Here is a 16,408-nt window from a genome sequence, read left to right as displayed (position 1 = left end):
TCTACGCGGCCTCTTCCTCGAGGGTCTCCACGCCGGCATCGATGTCCTGGGCCGCGTCCAGACCGAAGGTGTGGGCAGGACTCCAGTGCAGCACCACGTCGGCACCGGGGACGAGCCGGCCGTCGCGCTCGACGTTCTGGACGTACACCGCGAGTTCGTCGCAGACGGGGCTCTCGACGACGTACTGCGTGGAGACGCCGATGAAACTCGCGTCGGCGATCTTGCCGGTGAGGCGGTTGCGGCCCTCCGGTATCTCCCCCGCGTCGTCGGCGTGGGTGAGGGAGATCTTCTCCGGACGGACGCCCACCAGCACCTTGCCGCCGGCCGTCGCCGGCGCGGAGCAGCGCGCCCGGGGCAGCACCAGCTTGCCGCCGCCCGCCTTCAGCACGAGGTCGTCGCCACTGGTGCTGTCGACCTCGGCCTCGATGAGGTTGGAGGTGCCGAGGAAGTTCGCGACGAAGGTCGTCCCCGGGTTCTCGTACAGGTCGGCCGGCGAGCCGAGCTGCTCGACGCGGCCCGCGTTCATCACGGCGACCGTGTCGGCCATGGTCATGGCCTCCTCCTGGTCGTGCGTGACGTGGACGAAGGTGATGCCGACCTCGGTCTGGATGCGCTTGAGCTCCAGCTGCATCTGGCGGCGCAGCTTCAGGTCCAGGGCGCCCAGCGGCTCGTCGAGGAGGAGCACCTTGGGGTGGTTGATCAGCGCGCGGGCCACGGCGACGCGCTGCTGCTGGCCGCCGGAGAGCTGGTGCGGCTTCTTGCGCGCCTGCTCGCCCAGCTGGACGAGCTCCAGCATCTCCTCGACCTGCTTCTTCACGCTCTTGATGCCGCGCCGGCGCAGGCCGAAGGCGACGTTCTCGAAGATGTCGAGGTGCGGGAAGAGGGCGTAGGACTGGAAGACCGTGTTCACCGGGCGTTTGTACGGCGGCAGGTGGGTCACGTCCTGGTCGCCGAGGTGGACGGTGCCCTGCGTGGGCTCCTCCAGGCCGGCGATCATGCGCAGGGTGGTGGTCTTGCCGCAGCCGGAGGCGCCGAGCAGGGCGAAGAACGAGCCCTGGGGCACGGTCAGGTCGAGCGGGTGCACGGCGGTGAAGGAGCCGTAGGTCTTGCCGATGCCCGAGAGGCGGACGTCGCCGCTGTTGTCTGTCGTCGTCATCGTCGTCACGCCCCTGTGAGCTTGGAGAACTTCTGCTGGTAGGCCGTCTCTTCCGCTTGCGTCAGCGCGCGGAAGCCGTGGGACCTGGCCGCCATGGCCTTGTCGGGGAGGATCAGCGGGTTGTTCGCCGCGTCCTTGTCGATCTTGGCGAGATACGGCTTCACGTCCGCGACCGGGCTCACGTAGTTGACGTAGGCGGCGAGTTGGGCGGCCGGCTCGGGCTCGTAGAAGTAGTCGATGAGCCGTTCGGCGTTCGTCTTGTGACGCGCCTTGTTGGGGACGAGCATGTTGTCGGTCGACGTCATGTAGCCGCTGTCGGGGATGAGGTAGCCGACGTCCGGGTTGTCCGCCTGGAGCTGGACGATGTCACCGCCCCAGGCGATGCACGCGGCGAAGTCGCCCTTGGTGAGGTCGGACGTGTAGTCGTTGCCGGTGAAGCGGCGTATCTGGCCCTTGTCGACGGCCTTCTGGATGCGCGCGACCACCGCGTCGAAGTCGTCGTCGGTGAACTTCGCCGGGTCCTTGCCCATGTCGAGCATCGTCATGCCGATGCTGTCGCGCATCTCGGTCAGGAAGCCGACACGGCCCTTGAGCTTGGGGTTGTCCAGCAGGTCGGAGACCGACTTCACCTCGATGCCGTCCAGCGCCTTCTTGTTGTAGGCGATCACGGTCGAGATGCCCTGCCACGGGTACGAGTACGCCCGGCCCGGGTCCCAGTCGGGGGCGCGGAACTGGTCCGACAGGTTGGCGAAGGCGTGCGGCAGGTTGGACGGGTCCAGTTTCTGCACGTATCCGAGGCGGATCATGCGGGCGGCCAGCCAGTCGGTGAGGATGATCAGGTCGCGGCCGGTGTCGTGGCCGGCGGCGAGCTCCGGCTGGATCTTGCCGAAGAACTCGTCGTTGTCGTTGATGTCCTCGGTGTACTTGACCTGGATGCCGGTGCGTTTGGCGAACGCGTCCAGCGTGGGGTGGCGCTTGGTCTTGTCGTCCACGTCGATGTACTCGGGCCAGTTGGAGAAGTTGAGGACCTTCTCCTTGGCCGAATGGTCGTCGGCGGAGACGCCACCCTGCGTCTTGGTCGCCGCCGGGATGCCGCAGGCGCTCAGCGCGCCGAGTCCGCCGACGGCGAGCGCCCCGCCCGCCGAGGCGCGCAGCAGGGATCGCCGGGTGAGGGCGGCCCGTCCGCCCCGGAAGCTGCGCCGTACGGCGGCCACGTGGGCCGGGGACGGGCGGTCGGGCTCGTACTGCTCCATGCGCGTGGTGCCCTTTCGGAGGGTTCGGCCTGATAACGGCCTGAGAGTGACTATCGGTCCCCGAAGATCGTGCGGTGCCAGTCCTTGCGGGCCACCGCCGTGTTGTCGAACATGACGTGCTTGATCTGCGTGTACTCCTCGAACGAGTACGCGGACATGTCCTTGCCGAAGCCGGAGGACTTGTAGCCGCCGTGCGGCATCTCGCTGATGATCGGGATGTGGTCGTTGATCCACACACAGCCCGCCCTGATCTCCCGGGTGGCGCGGTTCGCCCGGTAGACGTCCCGGCTCCAGGCGGAGGCGGCCAGACCGTACGGGGTGTCGTTGGCCAGCCGGATCCCCTCGTCGTCGGTGTCGAACGGCAGGACGACCAGCACCGGGCCGAAGATCTCCGACTGGACGATCTCGCTGTCCTGCGCGGCGTCCGCGACCAGCGTGGGGAGGTAGTACGCGCCGTTCTTCAGCTCCCCCTGCGGGGCCTCGCCGCCGGTGACCACGCGCGCGTAGGCACGCGCCCGGTCCACGAACCCGGCGACGCGGTCCCGCTGCGCGTGCGAGATCAGCGGGCCCAGGTCGGTGCCGGGGGCGAAGGGGTCGCCGAGCCGGACGGTCTCCATCAGCGCGGCGGTCCGCCGCACGAACTCCTCGTACAGGGGGCGCTGGACGTACGCGCGGGTGGCGGCCGTGCAGTCCTGGCCGGTGTTGATCAGAGCGCCCGCGACCGCGCCGTTGACCGCCGCCTCCAGGTCGGCGTCGTCGAAGACGACGAAGGGCGCCTTGCCGCCGAGCTCCAGGTGCAGCCGCTTGACGGTGGCGGTGGCGATCTCGGCGACGCGCCGGCCGACGGCGGTGGAGCCGGTGAAGGAGGTCATGGCCACGCCGGGGTGGCCGACCAGGTGCTCGCCGGCCTCCCGGCCGGTGCCGGTGACGATGTTGACCACGCCGTCCGGGATGCCCGCGTCCGTGGCGGCCCGGGCGAACAGCAGCGAGGTCAACGGGGTCAGCTCGGCCGGTTTCAGCACGACGGTGTTGCCCGCCGCGATCGCCGGGAGGATCTTCCAGGCGGCCATCTGGAGCGGGTAGTTCCAGGGGGCGATGGAGCCGATGACGCCGATGGGCTCGCGGCGGACGTAGGAGGTGTGGTCGCCGGAGTACTCACCGGCGGACTGGCCCTGCAGATGACGGGCGGCGCCCGCGAAGAAGGCGGTGTTGTCGACGGTGCCCGGCACGTCGAACTCACGGGTCAGCTTCAGCGGCTTGCCGCACTGCAGGGACTCGGCGCGGGCGAAGTCCTCGGCGCGCTCGGCGAGTACGGCGGCGAAGCGGTGCAGCGCGTCGGAGCGCTCGCCGGGCGTGGCGCCCGCCCAGCCGGGGAACGCCTCCGTGGCGGCGGCGACCGCGGCGTCCACGTCCTCGGCGCCGGCCAGTTCATAGGTGTACACGTCCTCGCCCGTGGCCGGGTCGACGACGGCGTGGGTGCGGCCGGACGTGCCCTTCGCCGGGCGTCCGGCGATGTACTGCGCGCCGGCCGCGAGGCGGTCCTGCGCGGGGAATCGTTCCGGGGTGGCGGTGCCCGGCTTGTGCATGTCGCTCTCCTCCGCCGTCGCCCCGCTTCGCACGGGGTCGGCTGGCGTAGCTCCAGCTCGATTTGAGTGCCGATCCTGACAGAGGACAGGGGGTCCAACAAGTGATTCCGTTGTTGCCATTTGGTTACGCGACGGAATCTGTCGACCGGGTGTCGAGTCGGCACGGAAAAGCCGGGACGGAGTGTCAGTGGTGCGTGCCACACTCGCATGCATGGGGAAGATCGATTCTTGGGAAGCCCTGATCAGGGAGGTCCACGCGGGGGCGAGGATCAAGTACCTGCGTTTCTGGGGGCATCGGCCGCGGCCGGACGGCCGGGTGGGCGCGAGCTGCCTGAGCCAGTGGTGGCCGTCGCCGTTCACGGTGGACGGGGTGACGTACGCGACCGCCGAACACTGGATGATGGCCGGCAAGGCGCGGCTGTTCGGGGACGCGGAGGCGGAGCGGCGGGCGCTGGCCGCGGGGCATCCCTCCCAGGCGAAGAAGGCGGGGCGGCTGGTGCGCGGCTTCGACGAGGACATATGGGCGCGGGAGCGGTTCCGGATCGTGGTGGAGGGCAGCGTCCACAAGTTCGCCGTCGATCCCGAACTGAGGGAGTTTCTGCTGGGAACGGGCGACCGTGTGCTGGTGGAGGCGAGTCCGGTGGACCGCGTGTGGGGCATCGGGCTGGCCGCGGACGACGAGGCGGCGGCGGACCCGGAGCGCTGGCGGGGACCGAACCTGCTGGGCTTCGCCCTGATGGAGGCCCGGGAGCGGCTGCGCGCGGGGGCGGTGTAGCGGCGGCGGAGGCGCAAGTGCGGGACGGCGACCTCGGCGGGGCGCGGCGCGTGCGCCCGGTCGCGGGCTCAACGCCCGTACAAGAGCTCACCTCTTGAGGTCGGCCGCAGGGGCCGCGGGTGATGTACGGGCGCCAGACACCCCCTGAGGCCGGACGCGTCGCATGGCACAGGGGCCGGCTGGAGGGCCGGCCCCTGGGGCGCGACGGAAAGACGTCAGAACGTGCTTGCCGAGCTCATGAGGCTCGCGAACACCAGAATGCCGAGCAGCGGCAGCACCACCGTGGCGATGATGCCGCAGACGAGACCGGCGGTCGCCGCGCCCTTGTTCGTGGCCTCGCCCCTGTTGGCCTTCCCCCGTCCGATGGCGCCGAAGATGATCCCGAGGATGCCCAGGATGACCCCGAAGAACCACAGGAAGAAGGTCAGGCTGCACACGACGCCGATGATGCCCAGCACCATGCCCGTGGTGCCCATGCCGTTGCTCGGCTGCATGGGCATGGCGTAGCCGGGGGCCTGGGGGTAGCCCACGGGCGGCGCGGCCGGGTAGCCGGGGCCCGACTGCGGGTAGCCGTAGCCCGGGCCGGACTGCGGGTATCCGTATCCCGGCGCCGGCTGCTGCGGGGGCTGGGACGGCGGCCCGAAGCCGCCGGGTGCGGGATTGGTGTCGGACATGGCTGGAGCTCCCCTCCGTTGACAGTCAAGGCATCGTAATGCCCGTGATCCACGCGGTGTACGGCCCGTGCGCAGGCTGTTGCGGAACGGACACGGGCGGGAGGCGACGAGAGACCCCCTCGGACCGCACGGCCGGGTCGAGAGACTCCACGGCCCGGTTCGGCGGCGGGGGTTCAGCGGTCGGCGAGGAGCGTGGCGGACACGCGGAGGACGTCGCCGTACCCGTCGCCGTACCCGTCGTCGTCCGCGTTGATGGCGGCCGTGATCCCGATGGCGACCAGGACGATCACCACGAGTCCGAGGACGATGCCGATGATGCCCGTGATGAAGCCGGCCTGGGCCTGGCCGTGGTTGTCGGCCTCGCCCCGCTCGGCCTTGCGGCGGCCCTTGATGCCGAAGACCACGGCGAGGATGCCGAGGACGACCGAGACCACGCCGTACAGGCAGAACAGACAGCAGGACAGGATGCCGAGCACCATGGCAGCGATGCCCAGGCCGTTCTCCCTGGGCTGCGGCATGCCGGGCCAGCCGTAGGCCCCGTAGCCCGGCTGACCCGGGTAGCCCGGATAGCCGGGGTGGCCGGGATAGCCGTATCCGCCCGGGCCGGCGGGACCGCCGGGGCCCGTGGGGGCGATCGGCGGCGGGGGCACGGCGGACTCGCCCGCCGGGGCGACGGGCGGTGCGTCGGCGGGGGCGGCGAACGCGGGCGGCGGCGGGAAGCCGCCGGACGGCATCGAGGCGACGGTGGCCTGGTCGTGCACGGACGGCGAGGAGCCCGGCGCCTGCGGCGGCACGGGCGGCAGGTCCTGCACCGGGCGCTGGTGTGGCACCTGCGGCGGGTTCTTCTCCAGAGAAGGCCGGCTCTCGGGCGGCGCCCACGGGTTGTCCTCGGCTCCGGCGCCTGAGCCCGCCCGCGTTCCGTCCGTCATGTCCTCGAGTCCCCCTCGGTCGATCGTCCCGCCATGCTACGGCCTGGTCGCCGGGGTCATGCCAGACGGGCGGGCCCGGCCGCGAGCTGCCGCCCTGCGGGCCACCGCCCCCGGCCGCGTGCCGCGCGTGCGCCTACCATGGCCGTGCTCATCGATCAGCCGATCACCCGCACCGCGCCCGCCCGCTCGGGACGCACGGTGCCGTTCCCGGGGAGGAACCCCTTGACCGACCAGCGCGCTCCTCGCGATCCGCACGCCTTCATCGCCGGACTGCCCAAGGCCGAACTGCACGTGCACCACGTCGGCTCCGCCTCACCCCGGATCGTCTCCGAACTGGCCGCCCGGCACCCCGACTCCAAGGTGCCCACCGACCCCGAGGCCCTGGTCGACTACTTCACCTTCACGGACTTCGCCCACTTCATCGAGGTGTACCTGTCCGTCGTCGACCTGATCCGCACCCCGGAGGACGTCCGCCTGCTGACGTACGAGGTGGCCCGCGACATGGCCCGCCAGCAGGTGCGCTACGCCGAGCTGACCATCACCCCGTTCTCCTCCACCCGCCGCGGCATCGACGAGCGTGCGTTCATGGACGCGATCGAGGACGCCCGCAAGGCGGCCGAGGCCGAGTTCGGGACCGTGCTGCGCTGGTGCTTCGACATCCCCGGCGAGGCCGGTCTGGAATCGGCCGAGGAGACGCTGCGGCTGGCCACCGACGACCGGCTGCGCCCCGAAGGACTGGTGTCGTTCGGGCTGGGCGGGCCCGAGATCGGCGTGCCGCGGCCCCAGTTCAAGCCGTACTTCGACCGTGCCATCGCCGCCGGGCTGCACTCCGTCCCGCACGCCGGTGAGACCACCGGCCCGCAGACGGTGTGGGACGCGCTGACCGAGCTGCGCGCCGAGCGCATCGGCCACGGCACCAGTTCCGCCCAGGACGAGAAGCTCCTCGCGCACCTGGCCGAGCACCGCATCCCGCTGGAGGTCTGCCCCACCTCCAACATCGCCACCCGCGCGGTCCGCGCCCTGGAGGAGCACCCCATAAGGGAGTTCGTCAAGGCCGGAGTCGTCGTCACGATCAACTCTGACGACCCGCCCATGTTCGGCACCGACCTCAACACCGAGTACGCCGTGGCCGCCCGCCTCCTCGACCTCGACGAGCGGGGCATCGCCGAGCTGGCCAAGAACGCGGTGCACGCCTCCTTCCTCGACGAGGCGGGCAAGGCGCGCATCGCCGGCGAGATCGACGCCTACACCGCGCGGTGGCTCGCGCCCTGAGCCGTCGGGCGCGGGACACAATGGGTCGCATGCAGACCGTGACCGCCGTCGCGCACCGCGGCGACCCCTACCGCTTCCCCGAGAACACGATCGACTCGCTGCGCTCCGCGCTCGGCCGGGGCGCGGACGCGGTGGAGATCGACGTGCGCCTGACCCGGGACGGCGTGCCCGTGCTGCTGCACGACGAGTCGCTGAAGCGGCTGTGGGGCCACGACCGGCCGTTGCGCTCGCTGTCCGCCGAGGAGGTGCGCGCCCTGACGGCGGGCCGGGTGCCCACGCTCGTGGACGCGCTGGCCGCGACGGAGGGTGGCCGGGTTATGCTCGACCTGCCGGGCGCGGCCGATCCTCGGACGGTGCGGGAGATCGTCGGGGTGGTCCACGAGTGCGGCGCGCAGGACCGTGTGTACTACTGCGCGGGCGCGGGGGCGATGCTGGCGGTGCGCGCGGCGGATCCGTCCGCCGAGATCGCCCTGACCTGGACGACGCTCGCACCACCGCGGTCCGGCCTGCTGGACGCGGTGCGGCCCAGGTGGCTGAACTACCGTTTCGGCCTGGTGGACCGGGAGCTCGCCGCGCGTGTCCACCGCGACGGGCTCCTGCTGTCCGTCTGGACCCCGGACACCCGCCGCTCGCTGCGCCGCCTGGTCGCCCTCGGCGTGGACTCGATCACCACCAACCGCATCGACGTCCTGTGCGCGCTGCGCGGGCGGTGAGCGGGGCACTCCGTGCGCTCCCCTTAGGGGGTCTCCCCGGTAACCCCCTTGCCCGGTTCGGCCCTTGCTCCGGGCAGCGTCGGGGGCGCGTGCCCTCCTCGGCGACGATCCGCCGGCCCGCCGGGGCCCCGAGGATGATCGACAACGGCCGCACACATCGGTCGTGAGCCCGTCTCGAATCCCCTCGGACTTCGCAGGAGCAGCCGATGCGTGCCCGTACCACCGCCCTGACCGCCGCCTGTCTCGCCCTCGCCCTGGCCGCCGGGCCGTTGGCCGCCGCGGGGGCGTCCGCCGCACCCGCGACCGCCTCCGCCGCGGGTTCGGCCCCCAAGCCGGGAGCGGCCACGGAGGCCCGTGAGGCGACCGGACCGGACGCCGAGGCCCTCTCCGCCGCGATCGCCGGGCTGCCGGACCAGGACGCCACGGCGGCTCTGGTCCGCGTCGGCGGCACGGACGGCACCTGGCGCGGCAGCGCGGGCGTGCACGACCTGGCCGGCCCGCGCCCGGCCGACCCCGACGCCCGCTTCCGGGCGGGCTCGACGACCAAGGTGGTGACGGCGGCGACCGTGCTGCGGCTCGCCGCGCAGGGCAGGATCGACCTCGGCACACCGGTCCAGCACTATCTTCCGGGCCTGCTCACCGGGAAGTTCCGGCCCATCACCGTACGGCAGCTCCTCGACCACACCAGCGGCATCCGGTCCGGGGACGGCTTCGGGGACTCCTTCGAGGAGCAGTACGCACACCGCTTCGACACGCTCACGCCCCGGCAGGTGGTGGCCTCGGCGGTGGCCAAGGGACCGGAGTTCGCACCGGGCACCCGCCAGGACTACCTGAACATCAACTACACGATCCTCGGCCTGCTGATCGAGAAGGTGACCGGCCGGTCCTACACCGCCGAGGCGACCCGGCTGGTGCTGCGCCCCGCCGGCATGCGGGACACCTACTTCCCCGGCACCGACCCCCGCATCCGCGGCCCGCACAACCACGGGTACCAGGCGGTGCGCAGGGCCGACGGCACGACGGAGTTCGTCGACGTCACGGACTGGAACCAGGCCGACCGGTGGGCGGCCGGCGACATGATCTCCACCACCGCCGACCTGGAACGGCTGGTGCAGGCCCTGTTCCGCGGCCGCATCGTGCCCCGGCCGCAGCTGCGCGAGATGTTCACGGTCCCCAAGGGCATCGAGGGCGCCACCTACAGCGCCGGCCTGGAGCGGTTCGAGTACGACGGGCAGGTGTACTGGCTCAAGTCCGGTGCCCGCTACGGCTACAGCACCGTCGTCGCGGCGACCCGTGACCTCAGCCGCACCCTCGTCTACTCGGTCGGGTCCACCGATGCCAAGGGCGAGTCGATGAACCCGGTGGCCGAGCGGATCGCCCTCGCCGCCCTCAAGCGGCGGTGACGGAAGCGCCGTTCGGCGCGGCGACCGCGACCGACGCCTCCAACCGCTTGATCTTCCTGCGTACGACATGCAGCGGGACGATCCCGAACACCCCGAAGGACATGTCGATCAGCGACCACCAGAAGGGGATGCCCCGGATCGGCCCGCAGATCAGCGCGAGCGGGACGATGCCCACGCAGGCGATCATCCCGAACTCCACGACCCAGATGTTGCGGACCGGGTCACGGTAGGGGCCGTAGAACGCGACCGCGATGACGAGATGCGCGAACGCCAGCCAGTCCGTGCCGTACAGCAGGAACGGGTAGTCGGCGTCGGCGGTGTCGAGCCCGTGCCGCACCCGCTCGATCCAGTCCATGAGCCCGGGCAGATGATCGGGCACCCCCAGGAACCGCAACGCGCTCTCGGTCCACCGCAGTTCGTGCACCAGCGGGAAGGCGGTGGCCCCGCTGAGCACCAGACAGACGACGAAGACAACCAGCCAGACACGAATGCCCTTGAGCAGGGCGGCTCTGTCGCTCATGGCAAGAGCGTACGCCCGTCTTGAACATGTTCAAAAAGAGGGTCGGGCATTCCCGGGCCACCCCGGCTCACCCCTCCCCTGCCCGCCGCCGAGGACGCGTCGGGACGGCGCACGCCGCGGCCCCGGGTGGTCCGTCCTTCCACCCGGGGCCGCGAGTTGGGTCACGTCGGAGCCGTCGCGGTGCTCAGCCGTCCAGGGACGTCATCACGTGCTTGATGCGCGTGTAGTCCTCGAAGCCGTAGGCCGACAGGTCCTTGCCGTAGCCGGACTTCTTGAAGCCGCCGTGGGGCATCTCGGCGACCAGCGGGATGTGGGTGTTGATCCACACGCAGCCGAAGTCGAGCTTCTTGGACATGCGCATGGCGCGGGCGTGGTCCTTGGTCCACACGGAGGAGGCCAGCGCGTACTCGACGCCGTTGGCCCACTCGACGGCCTGGTCCTCGTCCGAGAAGGACTGGACGGTGATGACCGGGCCGAAGACCTCCTTCTGGATGATCTCGTCGTCCTGCTTGACGCCGGAGACGACGGTCGGCGCGAAGAAGTAGCCCGTGTCGCCGACGCGCTTGCCGCCGGCCTCCACGCGCGCGTGGGCGGGCAGCCGCTCGATGAAGCCCTCGACCTGCTGGAGCTGGTTGGGGTTGTTGAGCGGGCCGAAGAGGACGTCCTCGTCGTCCGGCAGGCCGGTCTTCGTGTCCTCCGCCGCCTTCGCCAGCGCGGTCACGAACTCGTCGTGGATCGACTCGTGGACCAGGACGCGGCAGGCGGCCGTACAGTCCTGGCCGGCGTTGAAGAAGCCGGCGACGGAGATGTCCTCGACGGCCTTGGCGATGTCGGTGTCCTCGAAGACCACGACCGGGGCCTTGCCACCGAGCTCCAGGTGGACGCGCTTGACGTCCTTGGAGGCGGACTCGGCGACCTGGATGCCGGCGCGTACCGAGCCGGTGATGGAGGCCATCGCCGGGGTGTCGTGCTCGACCATCATGCGGCCGGTCTCGCGGTCGCCGCAGATGACGTTGAAGACGCCCTTGGGCAGGACCGAGCCGAGGATCTCCGCGATCAGGACCGTGGAAGCCGGGGTGGTGTCCGACGGCTTCAGGACGACCGTGTTGCCGGCCGCGATCGCCGGGGCGAACTTCCACACGGCCATCATCATCGGGTAGTTCCACGGCGCGACCTGCGCGCAGACGCCGACCGGCTCACGGCGGATGATCGACGTCATCCCCTCCATGTACTCGCCGGCCGAGCGGCCCTCCAGCATCCGCGCCGCGCCCGCGAAGAAGCGGATCTGGTCGACCATCGGCGGGATCTCCTCGGAGCGGGTCAGCCCGATCGGCTTGCCCGTGTTCTCCACCTCGGCCGCGATCAGTTCCTCGGCCCGCTCCTCGAAGGCGTCCGCGACCTTCAGCAGGGCCTTCTGCCGCTCGGCGGGGGTGGTGTCGCGCCAGCCCGGGAAGGCCGCGGCGGCGGCCGCCATCGCGGCGTCGACGTCCGTCCGGCCGGACAGCGGCGCGGTCGCGTACGCCTCTCCGGTCGCGGGGTTGACCACCTCGGTGGTCCGTCCGTCGGCGGCGTCCCGGAACTCACCGTCGATGAAGTTGCGCAGACGACGCAGCTCGGTGCTCACTGCCGGCCCTCCTGGGTTGGTTCATGGTGTCCGATCTCTGAGACACCCACCCTAGTCCGGACTCCGACGTTTTCAACACCCCCATCGCCATCACTTCTGCGAAATCCGCACCTCCCGGTCCTTCAAACAACGAATTTCATCGCTCCAGGCTTGCGGAACTGTCGAGACGTCGTGCACAGTGAGCACGTGGCCAGTCGAAGCGCAGACCAGAAGGACTCGTCCCGCGAGTCCCGCAACGGGAACGGCACCCCCCAGCTGGACGCCGTCTCCCTCGCCATCATCGAGCAGCTCCAGGAGGACGGCCGCCGGCCGTACGCCGCGATCGGCAAGGCCGTCGGCCTGTCCGAGGCGGCCGTGCGCCAGCGTGTGCAGAAGCTGCTGGACCAGGGCGTCATGCAGATCGTCGCCGTCACGGACCCGCTCACCGTGGGCTTCCGCCGGCAGGCGATGGTCGGCATCAACGTCGAGGGCGATGTCGAGTCGATCGCGGACGCGCTGACCGCCATGTCGGAGGTCGAGTACGTGGTGATGACCGCGGGCTCGTTCGACATCCTCGCCGAGATCGTCTGCGAGGACGACGACCACCTGCTGGACGTCATCAACAAGCGCATCCGGGCCCTGCCCTCGGTGCGCTCCACCGAGAGCTTCGTCTACCTCAAGCTCAAGAAGCAGACCTACATGTGGGGAACCCGATAACCGTGAGGACCCGATAACCGTGAGCACCAAGGACCTCAGCCGCACCGCGTACGACCACCTGTGGATGCACTTCACCCGCATGTCCTCGTACGAGAACTCCCCCGTGCCGACCATCGTGCGCGGTGAGGGCACCTACATCTACGACGACAAGGGCAAGCGCTACCTGGACGGTCTGGCGGGCCTGTTCGTGGTCCAGGCCGGCCACGGCCGCACCGAACTCGCCGAGACGGCCTTCAAGCAGGCTCAGGAGCTGGCGTTCTTCCCGGTGTGGTCCTACGCCCACCCCAAGGCCGTGGAGCTGGCCGAGCGCCTCGCCGACTACGCGCCGGGCGACCTCAACAAGGTCTTCTTCACCACCGGCGGCGGCGAGGCGGTCGAGACCGCCTGGAAGCTCGCCAAGCAGTACTTCAAGCTGGTCGGCAAGCCCACCAAGCACAAGGTCATCTCCCGTGCGGTCGCCTACCACGGCACCCCGCAGGGCGCCCTGTCCATCACCGGCCTGCCGGGCCTGAAGGCCCCCTTCGAGCCGCTCGTCCCGGGCGCGCACAAGGTCCCGAACACCAACATCTACCGCGCCCCGATCTTCGGCGACGACCCCGAGGCCTTCGGCCGCTGGGCCGCCGACCAGATCGAGCAGCAGATCCTTTTCGAGGGCCCGGACACGGTCGCGGCCGTCTTCCTGGAGCCGGTGCAGAACGCCGGCGGCTGCTTCCCGCCGCCGCCCGGGTACTTCCAGCGGGTGCGCGAGATCTGCGACCAGTACGACGTGCTGCTCGTGTCGGACGAGGTCATCTGCGCCTTCGGCCGGCTCGGCACGATGTTCGCCTGCGACAAGTTCGGCTACGTCCCGGACATGATCACCTGCGCCAAGGGCATGACCTCGGGCTACTCCCCGATCGGCGCCTGCATCATCTCCGACCGCCTGGCCGAGCCGTTCTACAAGGGCGACAACACCTTCCTGCACGGCTACACCTTCGGCGGCCACCCGGTCTCCGCGGCCGTGGGTCTGGCCAACCTCGACCTGTTCGAGCGCGAGGGCCTGAACCAGCACGTGCTGGACAACGAGGGCGCGTTCCTGTCCACCCTCCAGAAGCTGCACGACCTGCCGATCGTCGGCGACGTCCGCGGCAACGGCTTCTTCTACGGCATCGAGCTGGTCAAGGACAAGAACACCAAGGAGTCGTTCAACGAGGAGGAGACCGAGCGCGTCCTGTACGGCTTCCTCTCCAAGGCGCTGTACGACAACGGCCTCTACTGCCGTGCCGACGACCGCGGCGACCCGGTCGTCCAGCTCGCCCCGCCGCTGATCTCCAACCAGGAGACCTTCGACGAGATCGAGCAGATCCTGCGCGCGACGCTGACGGAGGCGTGGACCAAGCTGTGACCGCCGCGCCGCGCACGAGCGCGGTGAGGCGCACACCTCCGATCAGATGATCATCACCGGCCCCGGAGCCGTCCGTTCGAGTGGGAAACGGCGGCCCGGGGCCGTGTGCTGTCCGGGCACCCGGCACCTGCTGCCTAGCGTCGTGACCGATCGGCTCCGCCTTCGTTCCCCCATATGGGGAATTCGTACGAAGGATCCCACGGACCCGCACGGCAACACGGACCCGCACGGCAACCCGTGCGGCATTCGAGCTCCGAACCGAGGTGTACGCCATGGTGGCCCCGCCGGACAACGACGTTCTCTGGGCACGCGCCCTGCACTACACCCACAGCGACGGCTCACCCGCGCTCGGCGGCGTCTCGCTCGGTGTCCGGCAGGGCGAGATCCTCGCCGTCGCCGGACCGAGCGGCAGCGGCAAGACGACCCTGCTGCGCTGCCTGTCCGGCATGGTGCGCGTCCGCAAGGGCGAGGTGTGGTTCAACAGCGCCCCCGTGCACACGCTCGGCCCGCTGGCCCGCGAACGGCTGCGCCGGGACCGGTTCGGCTGGATCGACCCGGCCCCCGTGCTCGTACCCGAGCTCAACGTCTGGGAGAACACCGCCCTGCCGCTGATGCTGCGCGGCACCAGCCGGCGCCGGGCCAAGGTGGCCGCCCTGGAGTGGCTGGAGCGCCTGGACGTCGGCGAGCTGGCCCGCAGACGGCCGCACCAGCTACGCCAGGCCGAGCGGCAGCGGGTCTGCCTCGCCCGCGCCCTCGCCCCCGCGCCGACGGTGCTCTTCGCCGACGAACCCACGGCCCCGCTGCACCGGGCCGACCGCGCCCATGTGCTGCGCACGCTCACCACGGCGTCCCGCTCGCACGGCATCACGGTCGTCCTGGCCACGCACGACCCGGAGACCGCGGCCCTCGCCGACCGCACGGTGGCACTGCTGGACGGACGGTGCGTGAAGACCGTGCACCTGCCCCCCGCCGGCGACACGACGGAAGGCCGGGCCGCGTGCTCGCTCTCCGTCTGACCCGCGTCGCCCACCCGGCCGTCCAGCTGCGCCGCCTGACCGTCGCGGCGGCCTCGGCGGGCACCGGCTTCCTGCTGCTGAGCAGCCTCGCCTACGCCCTCCGCCACCCCGACGACCCGTCCGCCGCGCTGCTGCGCCTGTCCTGGTGCGCGGTGCCCCTGGCCGCCACGGCGTACCTGGCGGTCGCGGTGGCCCGCACCGACCCCGGCACCCGGCCCCGCAGCGCCCTGTCGGCCCTCGGCCTCGGACCCGGCCGCCTGATGGCCGTCTCGGCGGCCACGACCGCACTGGCCTGCTCGTTCGGCGCCCTGCTCGCGCTGCTGGTCTTCCTCCAGCTGCGCGGGGGCGGCCTCGCGGACCTGCCCTTCGACGGCGCCGCCTCGCACTTCCTCGCCGCGGACAAGCCCCTGCCCGTGCCGGGGACCCTGATCCTGCTCGCGATCGTCCCGGCGCTCGCCTCCGCGGCGGTGGCGCTGGCCCTGCGGCCCCGGGAGACCAAGCCCCCGGCCCGGGCCCGCGAGGCGAAGGGGGGCGCCACGGAGCCTGCCCGGAGCGCCAAGGTGCAGGCGGACGCGGGTGGTTCTCCGGCCGAAGGGACCGGTGCACCGTCCGGGGTCCTCCTCGAGGACGCCCCCGGACCCGAGGACGACCCCGAACCCGGCGAGGCCGACCCCCAGCGTCCCCTCCCGCCCCGCCGACCGCCCACCGGCCTGCCCTGGGGCATCGCCGTGCTGGCCGCCGGCCTCGCCGTCGAGGCCTACGCCGGCCGCACCCCGGCCTCCTCCGGCGCCTCCACCACCGCGCTCCCCGGCGGCCTCGCCGCCGACTCCACGCCGGTGCTCGTCGGCTGGCTGCTGACCGCTCTCGGCCTCGCCCTCGCCGGCCCCGGCCTCACCCACCTGTGCGGGCGGCTGCTCCAGGCGGCCGGGCCCGGGGCCGTGCGCCTCCTGGCCGGCCGGATCCTGATGGAGGAGGCGGGCCGCATCGGCCGCCCGCTGGGCGTGGTGTGCGCGGTGGCGTCGGGGGCGTACGCCATGGGCGTCCTCTACGAGGGCAGCACGCCCGTCCTGGGTCCGCTGACCGCCCTGGGCACCCTGCTCGTGGCAGGCTGCACCGTGGCCACCCTGCTCACCGCGGCCGTGGAGGCGCGGCAGGCCCGCGCCGACGTCACCGCCGCCCTGCTGCGGCTCGGCGCGCCCGCCACGACGCTGCGCTCCGCCGCGGCCCTGCGCGCCGGCGTGCTCCTGGCCGTCTTCGTCCCGCTGACCTTCCTGATCGCCGACCTCGCCGCGCTGCCGCTGACCCGCTGACGAACGCGGGAACGCGAGGAACGCGGGAACGCGGACGAAAAAAAGTTCCGCGCCGACGATGAGTTCCGCGCCGAGGCCCGGTCTACCCCACCGAGCG

15 protein-coding genes are annotated in these 16,408 nt (G+C 71.5%); 8 read left to right on the top strand and 7 right to left on the bottom strand.

From position 1 onward, the window contains the following. Window position 1: 1 nt before the first annotated feature. The 3 genes from IE318_RS15285 to IE318_RS15275 are packed head-to-tail and all read right to left on the bottom strand — an operon-like array spanning window position 2 to window position 3,995. The gene (locus tag IE318_RS15285; RefSeq protein ID WP_189900624.1) at window positions 2-1,165 is read right to left on the bottom strand and encodes an ABC transporter ATP-binding protein; all 1,164 of its coding nucleotides are present in this window, start codon (window positions 1,163-1,165) and stop codon (window positions 2-4) included. Further along, complete coding sequence (locus IE318_RS15280) at window positions 1,162-2,409, bottom strand: ABC transporter substrate-binding protein (protein WP_189900622.1); 1,248 nt, start codon at window positions 2,407-2,409, stop codon at window positions 1,162-1,164. Before IE318_RS15280 ends, IE318_RS15285 begins: the two co-directional genes overlap by 4 nt. A 50-nt stretch (window positions 2,410-2,459) precedes the next feature. Then, entirely contained in the window at window positions 2,460-3,995 is a 1,536-nt protein-coding gene (locus tag IE318_RS15275) for a gamma-aminobutyraldehyde dehydrogenase (RefSeq protein WP_189900620.1), read from the bottom strand. Window positions 3,996-4,206: 211 nt separating this feature from the next. Between IE318_RS15275 and ybiA the strand changes: the two genes are divergently transcribed. Next, a complete protein-coding gene (ybiA, locus tag IE318_RS15270) occupies window positions 4,207-4,770 on the top strand; it encodes a riboflavin biosynthesis intermediates N-glycosidase (protein WP_189900617.1) in 564 nt (187 codons plus the stop codon). A 215-nt stretch (window positions 4,771-4,985) separates the two neighbouring features. Here ybiA and IE318_RS15265 read toward each other — a convergent pair whose 3' ends face one another. After that, a complete protein-coding gene (locus IE318_RS15265; protein WP_189900615.1) occupies window positions 4,986-5,444 on the bottom strand; it encodes a DUF4190 domain-containing protein in 459 nt (152 codons plus the stop codon). Between the two features lie 173 nt (window positions 5,445-5,617). Next, a complete protein-coding gene (locus IE318_RS15260) occupies window positions 5,618-6,373 on the bottom strand; it encodes a DUF4190 domain-containing protein (RefSeq protein WP_189900613.1) in 756 nt (251 codons plus the stop codon). Window positions 6,374-6,511: 138 nt separating this feature from the next. On the opposite strand from IE318_RS15260, the gene IE318_RS15255 reads away from it, so the two are divergent. The 3 genes from IE318_RS15255 to IE318_RS15245 all read left to right on the top strand — a co-directional run bounded on the left by IE318_RS15255 (window position 6,512) and on the right by IE318_RS15245 (window position 9,761). Beyond that, complete coding sequence (locus IE318_RS15255; protein WP_037868217.1) at window positions 6,512-7,645, top strand: adenosine deaminase; 1,134 nt, start codon at window positions 6,512-6,514, stop codon at window positions 7,643-7,645. A 29-nt stretch (window positions 7,646-7,674) separates the two neighbouring features. After that, window positions 7,675-8,358, top strand: a complete 684-nt coding sequence (locus tag IE318_RS15250) for a glycerophosphodiester phosphodiesterase (protein ID WP_189900611.1) — start codon at window positions 7,675-7,677, stop codon at window positions 8,356-8,358. A 206-nt stretch (window positions 8,359-8,564) separates the two neighbouring features. Then, on the top strand, window positions 8,565-9,761 hold the full coding sequence (locus tag IE318_RS15245) for a serine hydrolase domain-containing protein (RefSeq protein ID WP_189900609.1): 1,197 nt from the start codon (window positions 8,565-8,567) through the stop codon (window positions 9,759-9,761). Here IE318_RS15245 and IE318_RS15240 read toward each other — a convergent pair. Next, complete coding sequence (locus IE318_RS15240; protein WP_189900607.1) at window positions 9,748-10,281, bottom strand: hypothetical protein; 534 nt, start codon at window positions 10,279-10,281, stop codon at window positions 9,748-9,750. The two genes, IE318_RS15245 and IE318_RS15240, sit on opposite strands and share 14 nt — an antisense overlap. Before the next feature lie 184 nt (window positions 10,282-10,465). Further along, window positions 10,466-11,905 (bottom strand): gamma-aminobutyraldehyde dehydrogenase, encoded by a 1,440-nt coding sequence (locus tag IE318_RS15235; RefSeq protein WP_189900605.1) that lies wholly within the window; start codon window positions 11,903-11,905, stop codon window positions 10,466-10,468. 171 nt (window positions 11,906-12,076) lie between these two features. Between IE318_RS15235 and IE318_RS15230 the strand changes: the two genes are divergently transcribed. The 4 genes from IE318_RS15230 to IE318_RS15215 all read left to right on the top strand — a co-directional run bounded on the left by IE318_RS15230 (window position 12,077) and on the right by IE318_RS15215 (window position 16,311). After that, a complete protein-coding gene (locus tag IE318_RS15230; RefSeq protein ID WP_030168165.1) occupies window positions 12,077-12,601 on the top strand; it encodes an Lrp/AsnC family transcriptional regulator in 525 nt (174 codons plus the stop codon). 19 nt (window positions 12,602-12,620) lie between these two features. After that, the gene (locus IE318_RS15225) at window positions 12,621-13,985 is read left to right on the top strand and encodes an aspartate aminotransferase family protein (protein ID WP_030168169.1); all 1,365 of its coding nucleotides are present in this window, start codon (window positions 12,621-12,623) and stop codon (window positions 13,983-13,985) included. A 272-nt stretch (window positions 13,986-14,257) separates the two neighbouring features. Next, entirely contained in the window at window positions 14,258-15,001 is a 744-nt protein-coding gene (locus IE318_RS15220) for an ABC transporter ATP-binding protein (protein ID WP_189900603.1), read from the top strand. Next, the gene (locus IE318_RS15215) at window positions 14,983-16,311 is read left to right on the top strand and encodes a hypothetical protein (RefSeq protein ID WP_189900601.1); all 1,329 of its coding nucleotides are present in this window, start codon (window positions 14,983-14,985) and stop codon (window positions 16,309-16,311) included. Before IE318_RS15220 ends, IE318_RS15215 begins: the two co-directional genes overlap by 19 nt. The last annotated feature ends 97 nt before the right edge of the window (window positions 16,312-16,408 follow it).

The organism is Streptomyces spiralis (assembly GCF_014654675.1).
In the GTDB taxonomy this organism is placed as follows: domain Bacteria; phylum Actinomycetota; class Actinomycetes; order Streptomycetales; family Streptomycetaceae; genus Streptomyces; species Streptomyces spiralis.
Note: the sequence above shows the minus strand (reverse complement) of the source record. Positions and strands in the feature narration are given on the sequence as shown.